Here is a 16885-nt window from a genome sequence, read left to right as displayed (position 1 = left end):
TTTTTTGTGTGCCTGCGGCCCGCCGAGGGCTGAGAGCCAAGGGCCGAGGGCAAAAAACAATTCAAACGAACATCTTTGATAAAGGTGCAGCACACTGTCTTGTACATAACAGGAGACCACATATTGGTCTCTTTGTCCGCTGCACCTTTATTTGCGTTGGTTTGTGTTTGTTTAAAGCCTTGACACCAGAAACTCTGGAGTCTACCTTGCTCTCGGCTCTCGGCTCTCGGCTCTCGGCTCTCGGCTCTCGGCTCTCGGCTCTCGGCTCTCGGCTCTCGGCTCTCGGCTCTCGGCCTTTCGCCGTATATGCCAGTGTGCATTTCACCCTAGGGTTTTTCACGCAAGCCGTGACATAATGCTATGCATGAGCATCATTCCATACGTCATCGAGCAAAGCGGCCGCGGCGAGCGCATGTACGACATCTATTCTCGCCTGCTGAAAGACCGGATCATTTTTCTGGGTACGCCCATTGATTCTCAGGTGGCGAACACCGTGGTGGCTCAGTTGTTGCTGCTGGACAGCCAGAACCCCGAGCGGGAAATTCAGATTTACATCAACAGCCCAGGTGGCGAGGTGTACGCAGGTCTGGCCATCTACGACACCATGCAGTACATCAAGGCGCCTGTTTCCACCATTTGCGTGGGCATTGCCATGAGCATGGGTTCCGTGATCCTGATGGCCGGAGACAAGGGACGCCGCAAGGCCTTGCCCCACTCCCGCATCATGATTCACGCTGGCTCTGCGGGCTTCCGTGGCAGCGTGCCTGACCTGCAGGTGCAGGCCCAGGAGGTCATGGCCCTGCAAGACATTCTGGTGGGGATGTACAATAAACACACCGGCAAAAGTGACGAGCAGGTCCGCAGAGACTTGCAGCGTGACTTCTTCATGACCCCCGAGTTGGCCCTTGAGTATGGCCTGATCGACGAGGTGGTCCAACCGACCCCCAAAGGTGAGATGCAATAATGGCAGACCGTTGTAGTTTCTGTGGGCGTGCGTACCCACAGATCGCCCACTTGATCGAATCCCCCACCCGCAATGCTTTCATTTGCAATGAATGCGTTGAGCGTGCCCATGAAATCCTTGGCACCCAGAAGGTGAAGCACGGAGACTTTGAGCTTTCCGACCTCCCGAGCCCCAAAGAAATCAAGTCTTACCTTGATGAATTTGTGATCGGTCAGGACGAGGCCAAACGTGCTCTGGCGGTTGCTGTGGTCAGCCACTACCAGCGCCTCAAGCACCCCGAGGCCGGTCTGGGCAAGAGCAACATCCTCTTGATTGGCCCCACCGGAACCGGCAAAACCCTGCTGGCCCAGTCTCTGGCAGAAATGCTGGAAGTGCCTTTCGCCATTGCAGACGCCACCACCCTCACCGAAGCAGGTTACGTCGGTGACGATGTGGAAAACGTGATTGTGCGCCTCCTGCAATCTGCCGACTACGATGTGGCCGCTGCCGAACGGGGCATCATCTACATTGACGAGATCGACAAGATTGCCCGCAAGTCCGAAAGCACCTCCATCACCCGTGATGTTTCCGGTGAAGGGGTGCAGCAGGCCCTGCTGAAAATCATCGAAGGGACCACCAGTCAGGTGCCCCCACAGGGTGGCCGCAAGCACCCCCATCAGGAACTCATTCAGGTGAACACCCGCAACATCCTGTTCATCTGCGGTGGGGCTTTTGATGGCCTTGAAGACCTTGCCCGTCAACGCAGCAACAAGCGCTCTCTGGGCTTTGGTCGCGTGAACAAGGGCGACAAGGAACTCGAAGACCTGCGCTTCGAACCCGATGACCTCGTCAAATTCGGTCTGATCCCCGAGTTTGTGGGCCGTCTGCCCCTGACCGTGCAACTTCAGGAACTCGACGAAGACGCTCTGGTGCGCATCCTCACCGAACCCAACGGTGCGATCATCAAGCAGTACCAGGCCCTCTTCGAATTCCAAGGTGTGAACCTGCACTTCAAGGAAGAAACCCTCAAAGAGGTGGCCCGCCGTGCCCTGAGCCGCAAAACCGGTGCCCGTGGCCTGCGTGCCGTCATGGAAAAAGCCATGACCGACCTGCTCTTTGAACTTCCCATGCCCGGCCTGACCGACATCGAGTTTGGACCTGAGCACATCGACAACCCTCTGGGTGCGATTCCGGATTACCTGAAAAGCGCTTGACCCGGGCGAGGCATGCCTCGCCCCTACAGGTTGTCCCCCTTAACGAAGGGGGACATTTTGTTTTATATCCAACGCTAATGGGGTCATTTGCAAGCAACGGGGGATCTGTACCCCAGCACACCCACACCCAATTCCAAAACTGTTATTCCAGACGGTATGCTCCATCCTTCCAGAGTCAAACCCCTCAACAATGCCCCTGAGCAGTCCGGGGCTTACGTGCTGTACTGGATGCAGGCGTCTGTGCGCAGCAGGTACAACCACGCACTGGAACACGCCATTCAGGAGGCCAACCAGAGACAGTTGCCGGTGCTGGTGTGTTTTGGCCTCACCCCATCTTTTCCAGAGGCCAACCTGCGACATTACGCTTTTCTTTTTGAGGGCCTGAGGGATGTGCAAAAAAGCCTTGCTGCCAGACGGATTCCTCTGGTGGTGGGTTTGTCAGATGAACCGTGGCAGTGGGCTTTCAAGTGGTCGGAAAAAGCGGCTCTGGTGGTCACGGACATGGGTTATTTGCGGATTCAAAGGCAGTGGAGGCAAAAACTGGCCGCTCAGGTGCAGTGTCCTCTGGTGCAGGTGGAATCTGAAGCGGTGTTGCCTGTTGAGGCAGCATCTCAGAAAGAAGAATTTGCTGCCCGAACCCTCAGGCCCAAAATCCACAAACTGCTGCCTGAGTTTCTGAAACCTCTGGACATGCAGGAGGTGCGGTTTCCTTTTGCAGAGGGGTTTGACTCTCTGGACCTTTCAGAGGACTTGCTGTACACCTTGCCTGTGGACCAGTCTGTGAAGCCATCTCAGCACTTTCAGGGAGGGGAGACCGAAGCGCAGCGCACCTTGCAGCAATTTATTCAGAAGAAATTGAAGTTCTACGCAGAGAACCGCAACGAACCTGCGCTGGACCTCACCAGCAACCTTTCTCCTTATTTGCATTACGGACACATTTCGCCACTCGACATTGCTTTGCAGGTGAGCCAGACCTCACATGAAAAGGCCATCGAAGAATTTCTGGAGGAAATCATTGTTAGACGAGAACTCAGCTTCAATTTCTGCCACTTCAATGACCGTTATGACCAATTTGAAGCCCTGCCAGAGTGGGCCCTCAAAACCATGCAGGACCACGCAGCAGATGAAAGGGCTTTTGTGTACGACCTGAAGGCTCTGGAGGCAGGCGAAACCCACGATCCTTACTGGAATGCCGCCCAGAAAGAAATGGTTCTGACGGGAAAAATGCCCAATTATTTGCGGATGTACTGGGGCAAAAAAGTGATCCAGTGGAGCCGCACCCATGAAGAGGCCTTTGACATGCTTCTTCACCTGAACAACAAATACAATCTCGATGGTCGAGATCCCAACAGCTTTACAGGCGTGGCATGGTGTTTTGGCAAACATGACCGACCTTGGGCGCGCAGGCCGATTTTTGGCACCCTCAGGTACATGAATGCTGGGGGTCTGGAACGCAAGTTTGACATGAAACGCTATGTGCAAAAGGTGCGGCAGATGACCTGAAAAAAGGCCTCCTTGTGGGAGGCCTCTGGATTTGAGGGCTTCAACGGTTGACAGAACTCATGTCTGGGTAACGGGTTCCTGCCACAGCATCTTTGGGTGCGATGGCGTCCAGTTGCTCCAGTTCTGCTTGGGTCAGTTCCACATTCAGGCTTCCCAGATTGTCTGCAAGGTATTTGACCCGTTTGGTGCCGGGAATGGGCACGATGTCCTGTCCTTGTGCCAGCACCCACGCCAGAGCCACCTGTGCCGGAGTGGCGTTTTTGGCGGCTGCAAATTCCTCGATTTTCTGGACCAGTTCAAGGTTCTTGTAGAAGTTCTCGCCCTGAAAACGGGGGTTGTATTTGCGGAAGTCGGTGTCTGGAATGTCCTCAGGGGTTTTGAAGGCCCCGGTCAGGAAGCCGCGTCCCAGAGGGCTGTAGGCCACAAATCCCACGCCCAGTTCACGCAGGGTGTCTAAAAAACCGTCTTCTGGATCGCGGGTCCACAGGGAGTATTCGCTCTGGACAGCGGTGATCGGGTGAACCTTGTGGGCGCGCCTCAGGGTTTCAGAGGACACTTCAGAGAGGCCGATGTGACGCACCAGACCCGCCTGCACCAGTTCGGCCATGGCACCCACAGTGTCCTCAATGGGGGTGTTGGGATCCACACGGTGGAGGTAGTACAAATCCACATGGTCGGTTTGCAGGCGTTTCAGGCTGCCTTCGATGGCCTGTTTGACGTACTCGGGTTTGCCATTGATCCCGAGGCGCTCGGTTTTGCTGCGCATGATGCCGAATTTGGTGGCCAGCACCACCTGATCCCGTCGGCCTTTCAGGTACCTGCCCAGCAACTCTTCATTGGTGTGTGGGCCGTACATGTCGGCAGTGTCCAGAAAGTTGATGCCGTGCTCCAGAGCATGATCGAGGGTCTTGAAGGATTCGGTGTCGTCGGTTTCGCCGTAAAACTCGGACATGCCCATGCAGCCCAGTCCCAGAGCGCTGACTTCCAGTGTGCCCAGTTTGCGTTTTTCCATGTTTTTTCTCCTCAGTTTTGGGTTTTGCGGTACAGCTGAATCTTGTATTCAATGGCCTTCAGGGCGTCTTGCAACTCTGCAATCTGGTCCAGCACCTGCTGGTGGTGGCGCTCCAGCATCCTCTGGCGTTCCATCTGGGTGCTTTCTCCCTGCCGTGCCAGTTCGATGTACAGGCGCATGTCCTGAATGCCCATTCCGGTGGTGCGCAGTTTGCTCAAAAAAGTCAGTCGGGTGATGTCCTGCTCGGTGTACCTTCGGTGCCCGCTGGAATTGCGATCAATCGGATCAAGGAGTCCCGCTTTTTCGTAATACCTGAGGGTATGCTTGGAAAAACCGGTCCGCTGGGTGATGTCCTCGATGCTGTAATCCATGGGGCCTCCAGATGGGGTGCAGCGCTGCACTGTTTTACTGTAAGAGTTGGAGCGCACTCTAAGTCAAGAGGAGGCTGCGCCTCGCCGAGGGCTGAGAGCCAAGGGCCGAGGGCTCAAAAGGCTTTTGCTAAAGCGTTCAGGGCGCAGCACGCTGCGCCCCTACAGGTATCTTGACGATTTTTTCGGCGTATTGGACGATGCTCTCGGCTCTCGGCTCTCGGCTCTCGGCTTCAAGGCGAGGTACGCGTAGCCCCTACAACCCCACTTACCCTTCGACTTTTTCCTGAGTCTCAACCACAAATTTCACTTCAATGTTGCCACGGGTGGCATTGCTGTAAGGGCAGATGTGGTGGGCTTTTTCCACCAGCTCCTCCGCAAGGGTCTGGTCCATGCCGGGCAGGTAAAGTTGCATGTCCACGGCCAGACTGAAGGTGCCGTTGTCCAGTTTGCCGATGCCCACATGTGCGGTGATGGTGCCTTCTTTGGGCAGGGGGGTTTTGTTGCGGAAGGCCACGCCCTGCAAGGCGCTCTGGAAGCAGGCTGCGTATCCAGCAGCGAAAAGCTCCTCGGGGTTGGTGGCAGTCAGGCCGGGGCCGCCGAGGCCTTTGGGGGTGCTGAGTTGCAGGGTGAGTTGTCCATCACGGGTTTGAATGGTGCCTTCGCGTCCACCTTGAACGGTGGCCTCTGCAGTGTAAAGAATCTTCATGAGGTTTATTTTGACCCGGTTGAAAAATCCAGAAAGCAACCCATGCACGGTGCTTTTGTCACAAATCTGACGGAGCAATGGGCCTGTGAAGCCTGAAATACAATTCTGCAACAATACAGACCTTTAAGGGTCCATAAAGGGAACCTAAACTTTTGATGACCCTGCGTAGCTTTTAACACATTCTGAAAGGTGATAGATTTTGAACAAAGGTCGGATGGCGTTTTTGCCGTCTGATGACTGTGTTTTCGTGCCCAAAACATTCATTCAACAGGAAGTCCGAAACTTTCTGTGAGGAGTTGTCATGTCCAAAAAAACCGCTCTGGGACTTGTTGTGCTGGCCCTCACCCTTGGGGCCTGTGGCAGTCAGAATGTGCCCCAAACCCGAGACCTCCCCTTGCCCACCGTCACCACTGGTGAGAAAAAAGCTCCGGTGATTGATGTTGATCCTCAGAATGCCGTACCAGAGCAGTACATTGTGGTGCTCAAGAAGCCTGTAGGAGGCATTGGTGCACAAGGGGTCAGCAAACTGAGCCGTGAGATTGTGGTTTCCAAACTGGGTTTGCAAAATGCTGCCAGTCGGGTCAAGAAGGTTTACAACGATGCCCTGTACGGGTTCAGTGCCCAGCTTTCCAAGGCAGAGGTGCAGTCTCTGCAGAACAACCCTCAGGTGGCTTACATCCAGCCTGTGCAGAAAGTGCGGAAATTTGGCACCCAGAGCAACCCCCCTTCTTGGGGATTGGACCGTGTGGACCAGCGTGACCTGCCCCTCAACAACAGTTACACCTCTGCCACCGACGGCTCTGGTGTGACGGCTTACGTGATTGATACGGGTATTTTTGTGGGTCACAGCAATTTTGGAGGCCGGGCCAGTGTGGGCCTTGACACTGTGGGAGATGGCAAAAACGGCATCGACTGTGATGGTCACGGCACCCATGTGGCAGGCATCATCGGCAGCAGCACCTATGGGGTGGCCAAAAACGTCAAACTGGTGTCGGTACGCGTGCTGGACTGTGAAGGCTCTGGCACCATGGATGGGGTCATTCAGGGCATCGACTGGGTGGTCAAGAACGCCAAAAAGCCTGCGGTGGTGAACGTCAGCTTGGGTTCTGAAGCAGATCAGGCACTCGATCAGGCCATCAAAAATGGCATTGCTGCAGGTCTGACTTTCGTGGTGGCTGCGGGCAACCAGAATGAGGATGCCTGCAAGTACAGTCCTGCCCGAGTCCCCGAAGCCCTCACCGTGGGGGCCACCGACTCTGGAGACAAGCGCACCTATTTCTCCAATTACGGCAGTTGTGTGGACCTGTTCGCTCCGGGCATGGACATCACCTCCACAGTTTTGAATGGTCAGACCGATTCCTACAGCGGAACCAGCATGGCTGGGCCCCATGTGGCGGGTGCAGCAGCCCTGTACCTCCAGAGCAACACCTCTGCCAGCCCTGCACAGGTCGGTCAGGCCATTCTGGGCAATGCCACCCCCAACAAGGTTTTGGATCCTGCTGGAACGCCCAACAAGCTGCTTTACATTGGCAATGCACCCATCACCACCACTCCACCTCCCACCACCACGGGGCCTTGCTCTGGAGCGAACTGCACCACCTACACCGGATCCTTTAAAGCTGCAGGAGAATACTTCTTCCCACCAGCCAACGATTACTTTGAGTACACGGGTGGCACCCTGAAAGGCTGGCTGAAAGGCCCCTCTGGCACCGATTTTGACCTGTACCTCTACAAGTGGAATGGTTCTGACTGGGATGTGGTGGGCCTGTCCGAAAGTCCCACCAGCGACGAGAGCATCACCTATACTGCCACCAGTGGCTATTACATCTGGTTGGTGACCTCTTACACAGGCACTGGAACGTACAATTTCTGGATGCAGAAATAACCTTCACAGCAAACACAGGACAGCAAACACAGGGCACCTTCGGGTGCCTTTTTTGTGTTTTTGGGTTGGCACTAAGCCAGATGGAGGATGCCTCAAAATACTTAAACGTTTAATAATTAATTCATGAATGATTGGAGTGTTTCATGTTGCTGATCTGGATGCTGGCGGTGCTGGCTGGAGCCCTGCTTCCGATCCAGTTGCTGGTCAATTCTTCACTGGCGCAGGCCAGTGGATCGGCCATTTATGCCGCGATGGTGTCCATGGCAGGAGGCACCTTGCTGCTCCTCTTGACCGGACGGGCCAGAGGTTTTTCTTTTGCCACCGTGCGCAGTGCGCCTCCTTTCATCTGGTTGGGCGGGTTCTGGGGCAGCATTTACATCCTGACCAGCATTGTGGTGACGCGGAACCTCGGGACGGCATGGACGGTGGTGCTTCTGATTGCCACACAGACGGTCCTGAGTTTGCTGATCGACCATTTTGGCCTGTTTGGTTTGCCCAAGAAACCTTTTGACTTCAAGCGTGGTGTGGCAGCGTTGCTGCTGGTGGCTGCCGTGTACGTGAAAGGACTGTGATTCGATGATTGCTCTGGGCGTTCTGGCAGGCATTGCTGCATGGCTGGGCCTGATGTTCAATGTGCGGTTCACCCAGCATCATGGGAACCGCTGGCACACCACTTTTTTGAATTTTCTGCTCGGTACACTCTGTACAGGGATGGTGTTTCTGTTCAGCCATCCTGCAGGGCTGCCTGCGGGTCCGTGGTGGTCTTATCTGGGAGGACTGGTGGGCATTGGCTTCGTGATCTCTGGTGTGATTTTCACACCCAAACTGGGAGGCACAGGCTGGCTGGTGGCCAGTGTGCTTGGACAGGTGATCATGTCGCAGGTGCTGGATGCTTTCGTGCTGCACAAAGACATCGGTTGGCCCCAGGTGCTTTCTGGCGTGCTTTTGATTCTGGCCCTCTGGTTGTTGATGGAGAAGAAAAATGGAACATCCAGTTCATCAAATTGAAGCCCAATGGAAAGCCAAACACCCCGAGCTGGACGTGCAGGAGATGCTCACCCTGATTGCCCTGCACCGGGCCAGTCAGGTGATGTTCAAAAAACACGACCAGTTTCTGGAGCCGTTTGGCCTGAACCATGCCGCTCTGGATGTGCTCCTGAGCCTTTACCGCTCGGCCCCTCCAGAGGGGTTGACCCTTGCCAAACTGGCTTCGGTGATGGCTGTGACCCCTCCAGCCATGACTGCCCGCATTGACAAACTGCTGGACTCCCGCTGGATCGAAAAAACCATGGACCCTGAAGACCGCCGGGCTTTCAAGGTGCGCCTGACGGCCGAAGGGGAGGCTCTGGTTCAGCAGGTCTTGCCCCTGCACATCGCAGACAAAAAGCAGGTGTTCTCTGGCTTTTCAGCAGAGGAGTTGGGCACCCTCCGAAGCCTGCTCACCCGCCTGATGGGTGAAGTTTAGTTTTCCCGCTCAATGGTTTTCATGCTGCCATACTGCCCTTCAAGGTGGTCCTGTAGGGCAGCTTTGATTTCATTGGTCAGGGGAGAGGGCAGATGGTGGGGGTCAAACCAGCCCACTTCTGCAACCTCCAGAGGATCCGCCTGAAAAGCAAGGCTGGCTGGAGGATGGGCCAGAAAAACGAACACGTCCCGCTCGGGTTTGTTCATCCCTACGGTTCGGTAAATGTCCACCAGACGCTCCAGAGCAACCTGAATCCCCAATTCTTCTTGCAACTCACGCAAAGCTGCATCGGTGATGGCTTCAGAGGGTTCGACGGCCCCTCCGGGCAAGCTGTATCTGCGTTGTCCGTAGTTGTGCCGGACCAGCAGCACCTGATTCTGAGCGTTTATTAGCAATACACCTGCAGCCTGTGGGGTCATGGGACTGGTTTTAAAGCATTTGACAGAGAAATAAAAGGTTGATGTTTGAGGTCGTGTTGTTTGAAAAGGAAGGATTCTTTTGAATCCTTCCTTTTCACTGTTTAACGCAGTAGCAGATGGCCCACAAAACCATCAACCGGCGTTCACCCTTGACAAATGACCATTGGTCATTAATGATGGGAAAGCCATGCGACGTGCCCGGAGCGACAGCCAGAAAGAAGACCGCAAGAACCAGATTCTGGACAGTGCCCTTGTGCTCTGGCACACCACCCCTTACAGCGAAATCACCATGCAAATGGTCGCAAAAACCAGTGAACTCGCCAAAGGCACCCTGTACCTGTATTTCCAGAGCAAAGAAGAACTCTTTCTGGAAATCCTCAAAAACAAGTTGCAGGACTGGTTTGCAGAATTGAAAACCGAGTTTCAACCAGAGCTGACCCCAGAGCAACTGGTGGGGGCCATCAGCACCTCTCTGAAAAACAAAGAGGACATGCTGCGTTTGCTGGGCATGCTCTCCGGGGTGCTGGAAGCCGGGGTCAGCACAGAAGTGGGCCTGAATTTCAAGATGTGGCTGAATCAAGAATTGTCCCAGATGGGAGAGGTGCTGGAGCAGGCTCTGGACCTGAAAAATGGAGTGCAATTTTTGCTGCACCTGTATGGCACCATCATGGGCCTGTACCAGACTGCCAACATCCCCCTTGCCCTGCAAGAAGCCCTCAAGGAACGCCCCGAGTTGCAGTGCCTCCTGCTGGATTTTCATGCTGAACTGGAACAGGCGGCTCTGGCCCTCTTGAAGGGACATGTTCGGGCAGAAGGCTGAAAGCAGAAAGCAGAAGGCAAAAAGGCTGTGGCTGCGTTTGAAACAGACTGGATGCTTCATGCCTCCTGTCAGAATTGTTACATTTTGAAGCCTTTTTCCGTACAATGAAACCAAATGCGCAAAACGATCTTTCTGTCCTGCACCCTGTTTTTGATGGCTTGCAGCAGTGCCAACGTCACCACAACACCAGAACCTGAAGGGCCTCTGCTCTGGTCCAATCCCAAAACATGGGGTGGCAAGGTCCCAGCACAGGGAGACACCGTCACCATTCCCAAAGACAAGACCATCGTGCTGGATGTGTCCCCTCCATCCCTCAGGGGTCTGGAAGTGGATGGAACCCTGTCTTTTGACCCCAAAGCCCGCCTGACCCTCAAAACCGATTATGTGATGGTGCACGGCACCTTGCAGGTGGGCACCGAAAAGGAACCGGTGCAGGGCAGCGCAGAAATCATTTTGACCAGCAACAACCTGTCGGACAGCATCCACAACATGGGAGCCAAAGTACTCGGGGTGATGGGAGGCACACTGGAATTGCAAGGTGCCGTGCCCACCCGCACCTGGACCCGCCTGAATGGCAATGTGACCGCAGGAAGCACCACCATCACCGTGCAGGACCCCATCAACTGGAAAGTGGGCGATGAAATCATCATCACCTCCAGCAGCTTTTACAACCCTTACAGCCCCAAATCCCAGACCGAGCGCAGGCAGATCAAGAAGATCGAAGGACAGACCCTCACCCTGAGCATGCCCCTCAGTTACGCGCACTGGGGCACAGATGCCTCTGGGGTCAACCAGAGGGCAGAAGTGGGCCTCCTCAGTCGCAATGTGGTGGTGCGCAGCGATGAAAGCATCCTCGACTCTGGCACCGAGGCAGGCAACAAGCAGATGGGTGGCCACCTGATGGCGATGTCCGGTTCCAAAGTGCACATCAACGGGGCAGAGTTCCGCGACATGGGGCAACGCAATGTGTTCGGGCGATATCCAGTGCACTTCCACCAGCTTTCCGATGGAGGGCTGGGTTCTTATGTGAAGAACAGCAGCATCTGGCGGTCTTACAACCGTTGCCTGACCATTCACGGCACCAACAAACTGAATGTGGAAAACAACGTGATGTACAACAGCCTCGGCCACTGCGTTTACTTTGAAGAAGGCACCGAGACAGGCAACACCCTCAAAAACAATCTGGTGGCACAGGTCAAAGCCCTCAGGGACAATGCCCGCCTGATTCCCACCGATGACCGTCCAGCCGCCTACTGGATCACCCATCCCAGCAACACCCTGACTGGAAATGTGGCCAGTGAAGCCCACGTGGGCTTCTGGTACGCCCTTCCAGAGAAACCCCTGCCTTTTGGCCGGAGTACGCAGGATGTGGCATGGATGGACAGCATCTACCCCAGAAGGTCTGCTCTGGGTGGTTTTGATGGCAACGTTGCACATTCCAACTGGCAAGGTCTGTTTGTGGACACCAGTTTGACCAGCACCCTCTGTCAGGACAGTGCTTCCAGAAACACCTGCAAAGACCACTCCAACCTGAGCAGCATGGGGGTGGGCACCAGTTTTTATGCACCCAGAGCCACCCCTTCCCAGAACATTGACATCGACAAGAAGACCAACCTGCCTGTGCCCGCCCGTTTCCAGAACTTTCTGGCGTACAAGCACGCAGATCAGGCTGTCTGGTTTCGTGGCGGTTATCTGGAACTGCTGAACCCCACCCTGACCGACAACCACATCGGGGCGATTTTTGCGTCCAGCAGGGCTTACCTGACTGGAGGGACCTTCATTGGCAAAACCGAAAACACCCTTGGAGATGTGCCAGAGTTGGAACCCCGCACCGGCTTCCAGTTCTACGATGGACCTGTGGGGATCCGCAACTCCACCTTCAAGAACTACACCGGAGACCGCACCGCTGCTCTGGGTTACCTGCGCCACACCAGTTTCAATTTGTCGGCCCAGAATTATGCCTCGGGTTTGAAGTTTGAGAACAGCAAACGGGTGTATCTGGACACCCCTCCTGCACCTGAATTTTCCAATTACGAAGACCCCCATGATGGTTACCGTGGGGCGGTGTTCTATGATCAGGACGGCAGCGTGACCGGAACAGCCAATCGGCATGTGACGGCCAGCACCCCATTCTTGACCTCAGACAAGTGCAGTTTCAAAGCGGAGTGGAATGCCTACACCTGTGACAACACCTACATGAACCTCAACATTGATGTTCTGGACGGAACTGAAGTGGCCAACACCAGCAGTGCCTACACAGTGCAACGCTCAGATGGCAAAGCCATAGAGCTCTGGGGGGTTCCCAACGGCAACAGCAAAGTTCAGGACGGCTTTGAGACACGCTTGGTGGCGACCACTGGAGGAAACACCCCCCTCTACAGCTACACCCTCAAATCTGGCACAAGGAACATCCCTTCCAAGATTTTGGTGGCGGCCACTGTGGATGCCTTGCCCACCGACAACGGCTTTGTGAACATCGCTGCCGTGCCGGGCACCACCGGGGCATGGGTCAAACTGACCATTCCTGCCTCTGGACCGGTTTTTGTGTACCGCACGTGGTGGTTTGACGAGAACTCTGGCGCAGGTATGCTCAAAGTCAGCAACATGCTGGATATTTTGGGAGAGAACAAAGGAAAAGCCTACTATCAGGACGATGCGGGTGTGCATGTGGTTTTGCCCATCACCGATCCCCTGAAAGGCCGTTACGTCAGTGTGCATGTATGCAAAACCAAAAAATGCGCCTGATCTGAAAACTGAGCCAATTCTGAATTTCTGATGAAGAAAGAAGTGACCATCGGCACCACAGAACATGAAAATCACTGACTAAGATGGATCTGGGCGTGCTTCAACTACCCCTCGCCCACAAAAAACGGAGCAGAAGTGAATTTCACTTCTGCTCTTTTTTTGATTCCAGAGGACCCTCAGGTGCTTTCCAGATTGCGTGGACGGCGTTTCTGGTAGCGTCCAGTGCGGATTTCCTGAATGTACTCTTTCACAAAAGGCATGTCGCTGTTTTCGGCAAAAGCAATTTCGGCCTCGCGATCGTAAATCACTCTGGCAAATCCCATGGTGAAACCCGAGCGCTCGAATTCCAAGGTCAGGTAAGTGGCCAGCACGCTGTCCAGCGGGTTGCCCACCGATCCGGTGTTGATGAGGGGACGTCCTTCCACATCCACCAGCAGAGCCTCGTGCACATCGGCGTAGACCACCGCATCTGCAAACTCGGTGAGTTCTCTCTCGGGCTGCGGATAAAACATTTCACGCTGCTCGGGGAGGCTGGAATGGGGGTAAACCCGGTGGAAAACCCCTTTGGAACTGGCATGCACAAAACGCCAGAGCAGGTTCCCAAAGGTTTCCTCGATGGCAAAAGGCAGGTTGCCCAGATAGCTGACCTGACCGGGAGAAAGCTGAGAACGGGGCCAGATGTCTTGCGGGCGGTGGCTGGCTCCGGCCACACGGGCATCCCAGTTGCCCATGATGACCCGATCGGCGGTGTCGGCCACCCACTCCACGACTTCTCTGGGCCGGGGGCCTTTGCCCACCAGATCACCCAGCACCCAAATTTCGCTCATCCCCCGCCGTTTGATGTCCTCATGGACCGCCAAAGTTGCGGTCAGGTTGGCGTGAAGATCTGCGATGACGGCGAGTTTCATGCGTACAAGTTTACCTTAAATTGCACGCATGATGGATTTTGAAGTCCAAGCCGAATCTTGTGTGCAAAATCAGGTTTCTGCAATGACTTGTGTGAAACCCGACAGACAAAGGTTTGGTTTTTGTTGGGCACCTGTAGTACAACGGAAACATGAACAAAATGCTGATGATCACCCTTGGTCTTGGTGTGTTGAATGTGGCCCATGCCCAGACCGTCATTCAAATGACGGCCCCCGCCGGAACCCAACTCTCTGGTGTGGTGCAGACCACCACCCGCACCACCAACGCCACCGTGGATGTGCAGCCCAAACCCAACGTCCGTTTGACTTCACAGGCCCTTGCAGACTTCCGCAAATCCTTTGCCACGCTGGGCAGCATCCCCACCGTGTCCCAGAGCATTCCTGCCACTCTGGAAGTCCTGCCCACCCAGGCCGATGGTGGCGTTCCCGTGCGCACCACCATGGACATTCCCATGCCAGAGGGCAAAAATCCAGTCAAGTTCAATGTTCGCAGCATTTATTACCCGGATGGCAATGTCAAGATGGAATTCGAGCCGATCAGTGATCCTGCCCTTGAATCGGCCATGTCAGGGCTCAAAGACCTCTTCAATGATCCTCAGAATCAGGCCCTGTACAAAAAAGCTTGGACCCCTGGCGAAGTGTACAACCAGACGGTCACCCTGCCGTTTGAGCAGTTCACAGGTGGCGCAGACCTGAAAATGGTTGGCAATTTCACCATGACCAGCAGCCTCACCTATGTCCAGCGGGGCGCCAACGATGAGTACATCTTCCAGGTCAGTGGCAAATCGGGCCTCAATGAAATCCGCATGGTGGATGCACAGGGCAACATCGTCATGAAGCTGTTCATGGCCAATGTGAATGTCTCTGGAGAAACCCGCCTGCGCAAAGACGGCCTGCCCCTGTTCCAGAAAACCACCCAGAGCATGAAAATGACCCTGATCATGAACATGCCTGAACTGCCTGTGACCGTGAAAACCAGCATGAACATGAGCATGGACCAGATCCTGAACTGGCAGTAAACCCTGTCCATCCTGTTTCAGAAAATCAGCATCAGAAAAACACAACAAACCACAACAAAACAAAGACCCCGAGCATGCTCGGGGTCTCTTGAACATCAATGAAGCATCAAGGCTCAGTGAGCGGTGATGACCAGTTTGACGGGGATGGACACGTCGTGGTGGGCTTTGTAGCTCACTTCGTACTCGCCGGTTTCTTTGATGGCTTTGGGCATCACGAACTTGTGGCGGTCCAGGGCTTTGCCGGTCTGGGCGTTGACAGCTTCGGCCACGTCACTGTTGGTGACTGCGCCGTAGATTTTGCCTTCTCCAGCTTTGACGTGCAGGGTCACGGAGAGCTCTTTGAGTTCTTCGGCCAGCTTCTCGGCTTCAGCCTTCAGAGCAGCAAGTTGCTTCTCTTTGGACTTGATGCGGGCTTCCAAGGTCTTCATGTTGCTTGCGGTGGCAGGCAGGGCGAGACCTTGGGGCACCAGGAAGTTGCGAGCGTAGCCAGCTTTGACGTTGACCACTTCACCGGCTTTGCCCAGTTTGGCCTGGGGTTCCAGCAGAATGACCTTGACGCTGCTCATTTGCGCACCAGTTTCTCGGTGTAGGGGATCAGGGCCAGTTGGCGGGCAATTTTGATGGTGCCAGACAGACGGCGCTGGTTTTTGGCGCTCAGGCCGGTGCGGCGACGGGGCAGGATTTTGCCGGTGTCGCTCACGAAACGGCGGAGCATCTTGACATCTTTGTAGTCCGTGATTTCCAGCTCACCGATGGCAAAAGGATCAACCTTTGGCTTGCGGGGACGCTTGGGTCCTTTTGGACGGGGTTTTTTCTCGGTCATGTTGGGTCCTCATGGGCCATCCAGTGGGCTGCCTGGGAACAGGAAGGGTTCTTTCTGTTCGGGTCAGGCTGGGCAGAGCCCACCCTGACCGGATGACTTCTTAGAAGGGAAGGTCTTCTTCCTCTGGTGGAAAATTGTCCAAGCCTTCATCAATATCCAAGCTTCTCGATTGGGTCCCTGCAGCTTTCGCTGCGTTGCCTGCATTCCCATAGGCTTTTTGAGCTGCGGGCTGGGTGGTTCCGACTGCACCAGATGGAGCCGGACCTCGAGTTAAAGCTTCGACGCGAGTCGCTTCTACTTTTGTAGAGTTGCGTTTTTGTCCATCACGGTCGGTCCAGGTTTCATTTTTGATCCGACCATGGACGAGCACCGAATCCCCTTTGTCCAGGTTGGCCACCAGTTCGGCGAGTTCTCGCCATGCGTTGATGTCCAGCCAGTGCGTTCTTTCTTGCCAGTTGCCGTCTTTGCCCTTCCAGGATTCGGAGACTGCGATGGAAAAACCCACCACGGCGTCCCCACTGGGGGTGTACCGGAGTTCAGGCTTGCGCCCGAGGTTGCCGACCAGCACAGCCTCGTTGAGGGCATTTTGCAGGCGGAAACCACCACCACTGTCACGCACCAGGTCCGACTCGGGACGGCTGAGGCCGTCGACACGAAGGGCTTTGATGCTGATCATGCTGCGTTTTTGCCCGTTGGGGTCTTCCCAGGAGCGCTGTTCCATGCTGCCTTCGACGATCACGGCACTGCCAGCTTTGAACTGTTCGGCGGCGCTTTCGGCGGGCTTGCCCATCAGTCCAACCCGGTGGTACCAGGGGAGGCTGCGGGTTTGGTGGTCAGATCCGAGGACCTGGTCTTCACCGGCAATGGTCAGATCGCAAACGGGGGTTCCGTTGGGGGTGTAACGCAGTTCGGGGTCTCTGGCGAGAGCGCCAACAAGAAAAACGTGATTCATTCCTCGAGCCATTTGTGTTCTCCTTCGTACTTTTGCACTACTAGTGGGTTTGCTTCTCTACTTTTGCACATAGCCCGAGCTT

18 protein-coding genes are annotated in these 16885 nt (G+C 55.1%); 10 read left to right on the top strand and 8 right to left on the bottom strand.

Features of this window, described 5'->3' with window-relative positions:
* The first annotated feature begins 355 nt into the window (after positions 1 to 355).
* The 3 genes from Q371_RS17320 (at position 356) to Q371_RS17310 (ending at position 3660) form a co-directional block, all read left to right on the top strand.
* Positions 356 to 964, top strand: a complete 609-nt coding sequence (locus Q371_RS17320) for an ATP-dependent Clp protease proteolytic subunit (RefSeq protein WP_157442780.1) — start codon at positions 356 to 358, stop codon at positions 962 to 964.
* Positions 964 to 2157: an ATP-dependent Clp protease ATP-binding subunit ClpX gene (gene clpX, locus Q371_RS17315; RefSeq protein ID WP_034342623.1), complete on the top strand. Its 1194-nt coding sequence runs from the start codon at positions 964 to 966 to the stop codon at positions 2155 to 2157. The genes Q371_RS17320 and clpX overlap by 1 nt, the downstream gene beginning before the upstream one ends.
* Positions 2158 to 2313: 156 nt before the next feature.
* On the top strand, positions 2314 to 3660 hold the full coding sequence (locus Q371_RS17310; RefSeq protein WP_034342621.1) for a deoxyribodipyrimidine photo-lyase: 1347 nt from the start codon (positions 2314 to 2316) through the stop codon (positions 3658 to 3660).
* A gap of 40 nt (positions 3661 to 3700) precedes the next feature.
* Here Q371_RS17310 and Q371_RS17305 read toward each other — a convergent pair whose 3' ends face one another.
* From Q371_RS17305 to Q371_RS17295, 3 genes are all read right to left on the bottom strand, one after another.
* Positions 3701 to 4672, bottom strand: coding sequence for an aldo/keto reductase (locus Q371_RS17305; RefSeq protein WP_034342619.1), 972 nt, complete (start codon positions 4670 to 4672; stop codon positions 3701 to 3703).
* 11 nt (positions 4673 to 4683) lie between these two features.
* Positions 4684 to 5043 (bottom strand): MerR family transcriptional regulator, encoded by a 360-nt coding sequence (locus Q371_RS17300; RefSeq protein WP_034342617.1) that lies wholly within the window; start codon positions 5041 to 5043, stop codon positions 4684 to 4686.
* A gap of 265 nt (positions 5044 to 5308) precedes the next feature.
* Positions 5309 to 5749, bottom strand: coding sequence for an organic hydroperoxide resistance protein (locus Q371_RS17295; RefSeq protein WP_084571503.1), 441 nt, complete (start codon positions 5747 to 5749; stop codon positions 5309 to 5311).
* A 301-nt stretch (positions 5750 to 6050) separates the two neighbouring features.
* Here Q371_RS17295 and Q371_RS17290 point away from each other — a divergent pair, with 301 nt between their 5' ends.
* The 4 genes from Q371_RS17290 (at position 6051) to Q371_RS17275 (ending at position 9099) form a co-directional block, all read left to right on the top strand.
* On the top strand, positions 6051 to 7634 hold the full coding sequence (locus Q371_RS17290) for a S8 family peptidase (RefSeq protein ID WP_034342614.1): 1584 nt from the start codon (positions 6051 to 6053) through the stop codon (positions 7632 to 7634).
* Between the two features lie 143 nt (positions 7635 to 7777).
* Entirely contained in the window at positions 7778 to 8206 is a 429-nt protein-coding gene (locus tag Q371_RS17285; protein ID WP_034342612.1) for a DMT family transporter, read from the top strand.
* Positions 8207 to 8210: 4 nt separating this feature from the next.
* The gene (locus tag Q371_RS17280; protein ID WP_034342610.1) at positions 8211 to 8642 is read left to right on the top strand and encodes a DMT family transporter; all 432 of its coding nucleotides are present in this window, start codon (positions 8211 to 8213) and stop codon (positions 8640 to 8642) included.
* Positions 8617 to 9099 (top strand): MarR family winged helix-turn-helix transcriptional regulator, encoded by a 483-nt coding sequence (locus tag Q371_RS17275; RefSeq protein ID WP_034342607.1) that lies wholly within the window; start codon positions 8617 to 8619, stop codon positions 9097 to 9099. The genes Q371_RS17280 and Q371_RS17275 overlap by 26 nt, the downstream gene beginning before the upstream one ends.
* On the opposite strand, the gene Q371_RS17270 is transcribed toward Q371_RS17275, so the two are convergent.
* Positions 9096 to 9518: an NUDIX hydrolase gene (locus Q371_RS17270; RefSeq protein ID WP_034342605.1), complete on the bottom strand. Its 423-nt coding sequence runs from the start codon at positions 9516 to 9518 to the stop codon at positions 9096 to 9098. The two genes, Q371_RS17275 and Q371_RS17270, sit on opposite strands and share 4 nt — an antisense overlap.
* A gap of 187 nt (positions 9519 to 9705) precedes the next feature.
* On the opposite strand from Q371_RS17270, the gene Q371_RS25925 reads away from it, so the two are divergent.
* On the top strand, positions 9706 to 10338 hold the full coding sequence (locus Q371_RS25925; RefSeq protein WP_051964691.1) for a TetR/AcrR family transcriptional regulator: 633 nt from the start codon (positions 9706 to 9708) through the stop codon (positions 10336 to 10338).
* Between the two features lie 114 nt (positions 10339 to 10452).
* Positions 10453 to 13083 (top strand): G8 domain-containing protein, encoded by a 2631-nt coding sequence (locus Q371_RS17260; protein WP_034342603.1) that lies wholly within the window; start codon positions 10453 to 10455, stop codon positions 13081 to 13083.
* A gap of 176 nt (positions 13084 to 13259) precedes the next feature.
* Here the strand turns inward: Q371_RS17260 and Q371_RS17255 are convergent, their stop codons facing one another.
* Positions 13260 to 13991 (bottom strand): metallophosphoesterase family protein, encoded by a 732-nt coding sequence (locus Q371_RS17255; protein WP_034342601.1) that lies wholly within the window; start codon positions 13989 to 13991, stop codon positions 13260 to 13262.
* Positions 13992 to 14140: 149 nt separating this feature from the next.
* On the opposite strand from Q371_RS17255, the gene Q371_RS17250 reads away from it, so the two are divergent.
* Entirely contained in the window at positions 14141 to 15028 is an 888-nt protein-coding gene (locus Q371_RS17250; RefSeq protein WP_157442779.1) for a hypothetical protein, read from the top strand.
* A 113-nt stretch (positions 15029 to 15141) separates the two neighbouring features.
* Here Q371_RS17250 and rplI read toward each other — a convergent pair whose 3' ends face one another.
* The 3 genes from rplI to Q371_RS17235 all read right to left on the bottom strand — a co-directional run bounded on the left by rplI (position 15142) and on the right by Q371_RS17235 (position 16803).
* Positions 15142 to 15594: a 50S ribosomal protein L9 gene (gene rplI, locus Q371_RS17245; RefSeq protein WP_034342596.1), complete on the bottom strand. Its 453-nt coding sequence runs from the start codon at positions 15592 to 15594 to the stop codon at positions 15142 to 15144.
* A complete protein-coding gene (rpsR, locus tag Q371_RS17240; RefSeq protein WP_034342595.1) occupies positions 15591 to 15851 on the bottom strand; it encodes a 30S ribosomal protein S18 in 261 nt (86 codons plus the stop codon). Before rpsR ends, rplI begins: the two co-directional genes overlap by 4 nt.
* 100 nt (positions 15852 to 15951) lie before the next feature.
* Positions 15952 to 16803 (bottom strand): single-stranded DNA-binding protein, encoded by an 852-nt coding sequence (locus Q371_RS17235; RefSeq protein WP_245618365.1) that lies wholly within the window; start codon positions 16801 to 16803, stop codon positions 15952 to 15954.
* Positions 16804 to 16885 lie beyond the last annotated feature (82 nt).

This window comes from Deinococcus misasensis DSM 22328, from assembly GCF_000745915.1.
Classification (GTDB): Bacteria; Deinococcota; Deinococci; order Deinococcales; family Deinococcaceae; genus Deinococcus_C; species Deinococcus_C misasensis.
This window is presented reverse-complemented; position numbering and strand designations above follow the sequence as displayed.

Coding starts and splice junctions, on each gene's coding strand:
- Q371_RS17320 (WP_157442780.1), top strand. CDS start 356: ATGCTATGCATGAGCATCATTCCATACGTCATCGAGCAAAGCGGCCGC.
- Q371_RS17255 (WP_034342601.1), bottom strand. CDS start 13,991: ATGAAACTCGCCGTCATCGCAGATCTTCACGCCAACCTGACCGCAACT.
- Q371_RS17310 (WP_034342621.1), top strand. CDS start 2,314: ATGCTCCATCCTTCCAGAGTCAAACCCCTCAACAATGCCCCTGAGCAG.
- clpX (WP_034342623.1), top strand. CDS start 964: ATGGCAGACCGTTGTAGTTTCTGTGGGCGTGCGTACCCACAGATCGCC.
- Q371_RS17295 (WP_084571503.1), bottom strand. CDS start 5,749: ATGAAGATTCTTTACACTGCAGAGGCCACCGTTCAAGGTGGACGCGAA.
- Q371_RS17270 (WP_034342605.1), bottom strand. CDS start 9,518: ATGACCCCACAGGCTGCAGGTGTATTGCTAATAAACGCTCAGAATCAG.
- rplI (WP_034342596.1), bottom strand. CDS start 15,594: ATGAGCAGCGTCAAGGTCATTCTGCTGGAACCCCAGGCCAAACTGGGC.
- Q371_RS17235 (WP_245618365.1), bottom strand. CDS start 16,803: ATGAATCACGTTTTTCTTGTTGGCGCTCTCGCCAGAGACCCCGAACTG.
- Q371_RS17290 (WP_034342614.1), top strand. CDS start 6,051: ATGTCCAAAAAAACCGCTCTGGGACTTGTTGTGCTGGCCCTCACCCTT.
- Q371_RS25925 (WP_051964691.1), top strand. CDS start 9,706: ATGCGACGTGCCCGGAGCGACAGCCAGAAAGAAGACCGCAAGAACCAG.
- Q371_RS17250 (WP_157442779.1), top strand. CDS start 14,141: ATGAACAAAATGCTGATGATCACCCTTGGTCTTGGTGTGTTGAATGTG.
- Q371_RS17305 (WP_034342619.1), bottom strand. CDS start 4,672: ATGGAAAAACGCAAACTGGGCACACTGGAAGTCAGCGCTCTGGGACTG.
- Q371_RS17260 (WP_034342603.1), top strand. CDS start 10,453: ATGCGCAAAACGATCTTTCTGTCCTGCACCCTGTTTTTGATGGCTTGC.
- Q371_RS17280 (WP_034342610.1), top strand. CDS start 8,211: ATGATTGCTCTGGGCGTTCTGGCAGGCATTGCTGCATGGCTGGGCCTG.
- Q371_RS17300 (WP_034342617.1), bottom strand. CDS start 5,043: ATGGATTACAGCATCGAGGACATCACCCAGCGGACCGGTTTTTCCAAG.
- Q371_RS17275 (WP_034342607.1), top strand. CDS start 8,617: ATGGAACATCCAGTTCATCAAATTGAAGCCCAATGGAAAGCCAAACAC.
- rpsR (WP_034342595.1), bottom strand. CDS start 15,851: ATGACCGAGAAAAAACCCCGTCCAAAAGGACCCAAGCGTCCCCGCAAG.
- Q371_RS17285 (WP_034342612.1), top strand. CDS start 7,778: ATGTTGCTGATCTGGATGCTGGCGGTGCTGGCTGGAGCCCTGCTTCCG.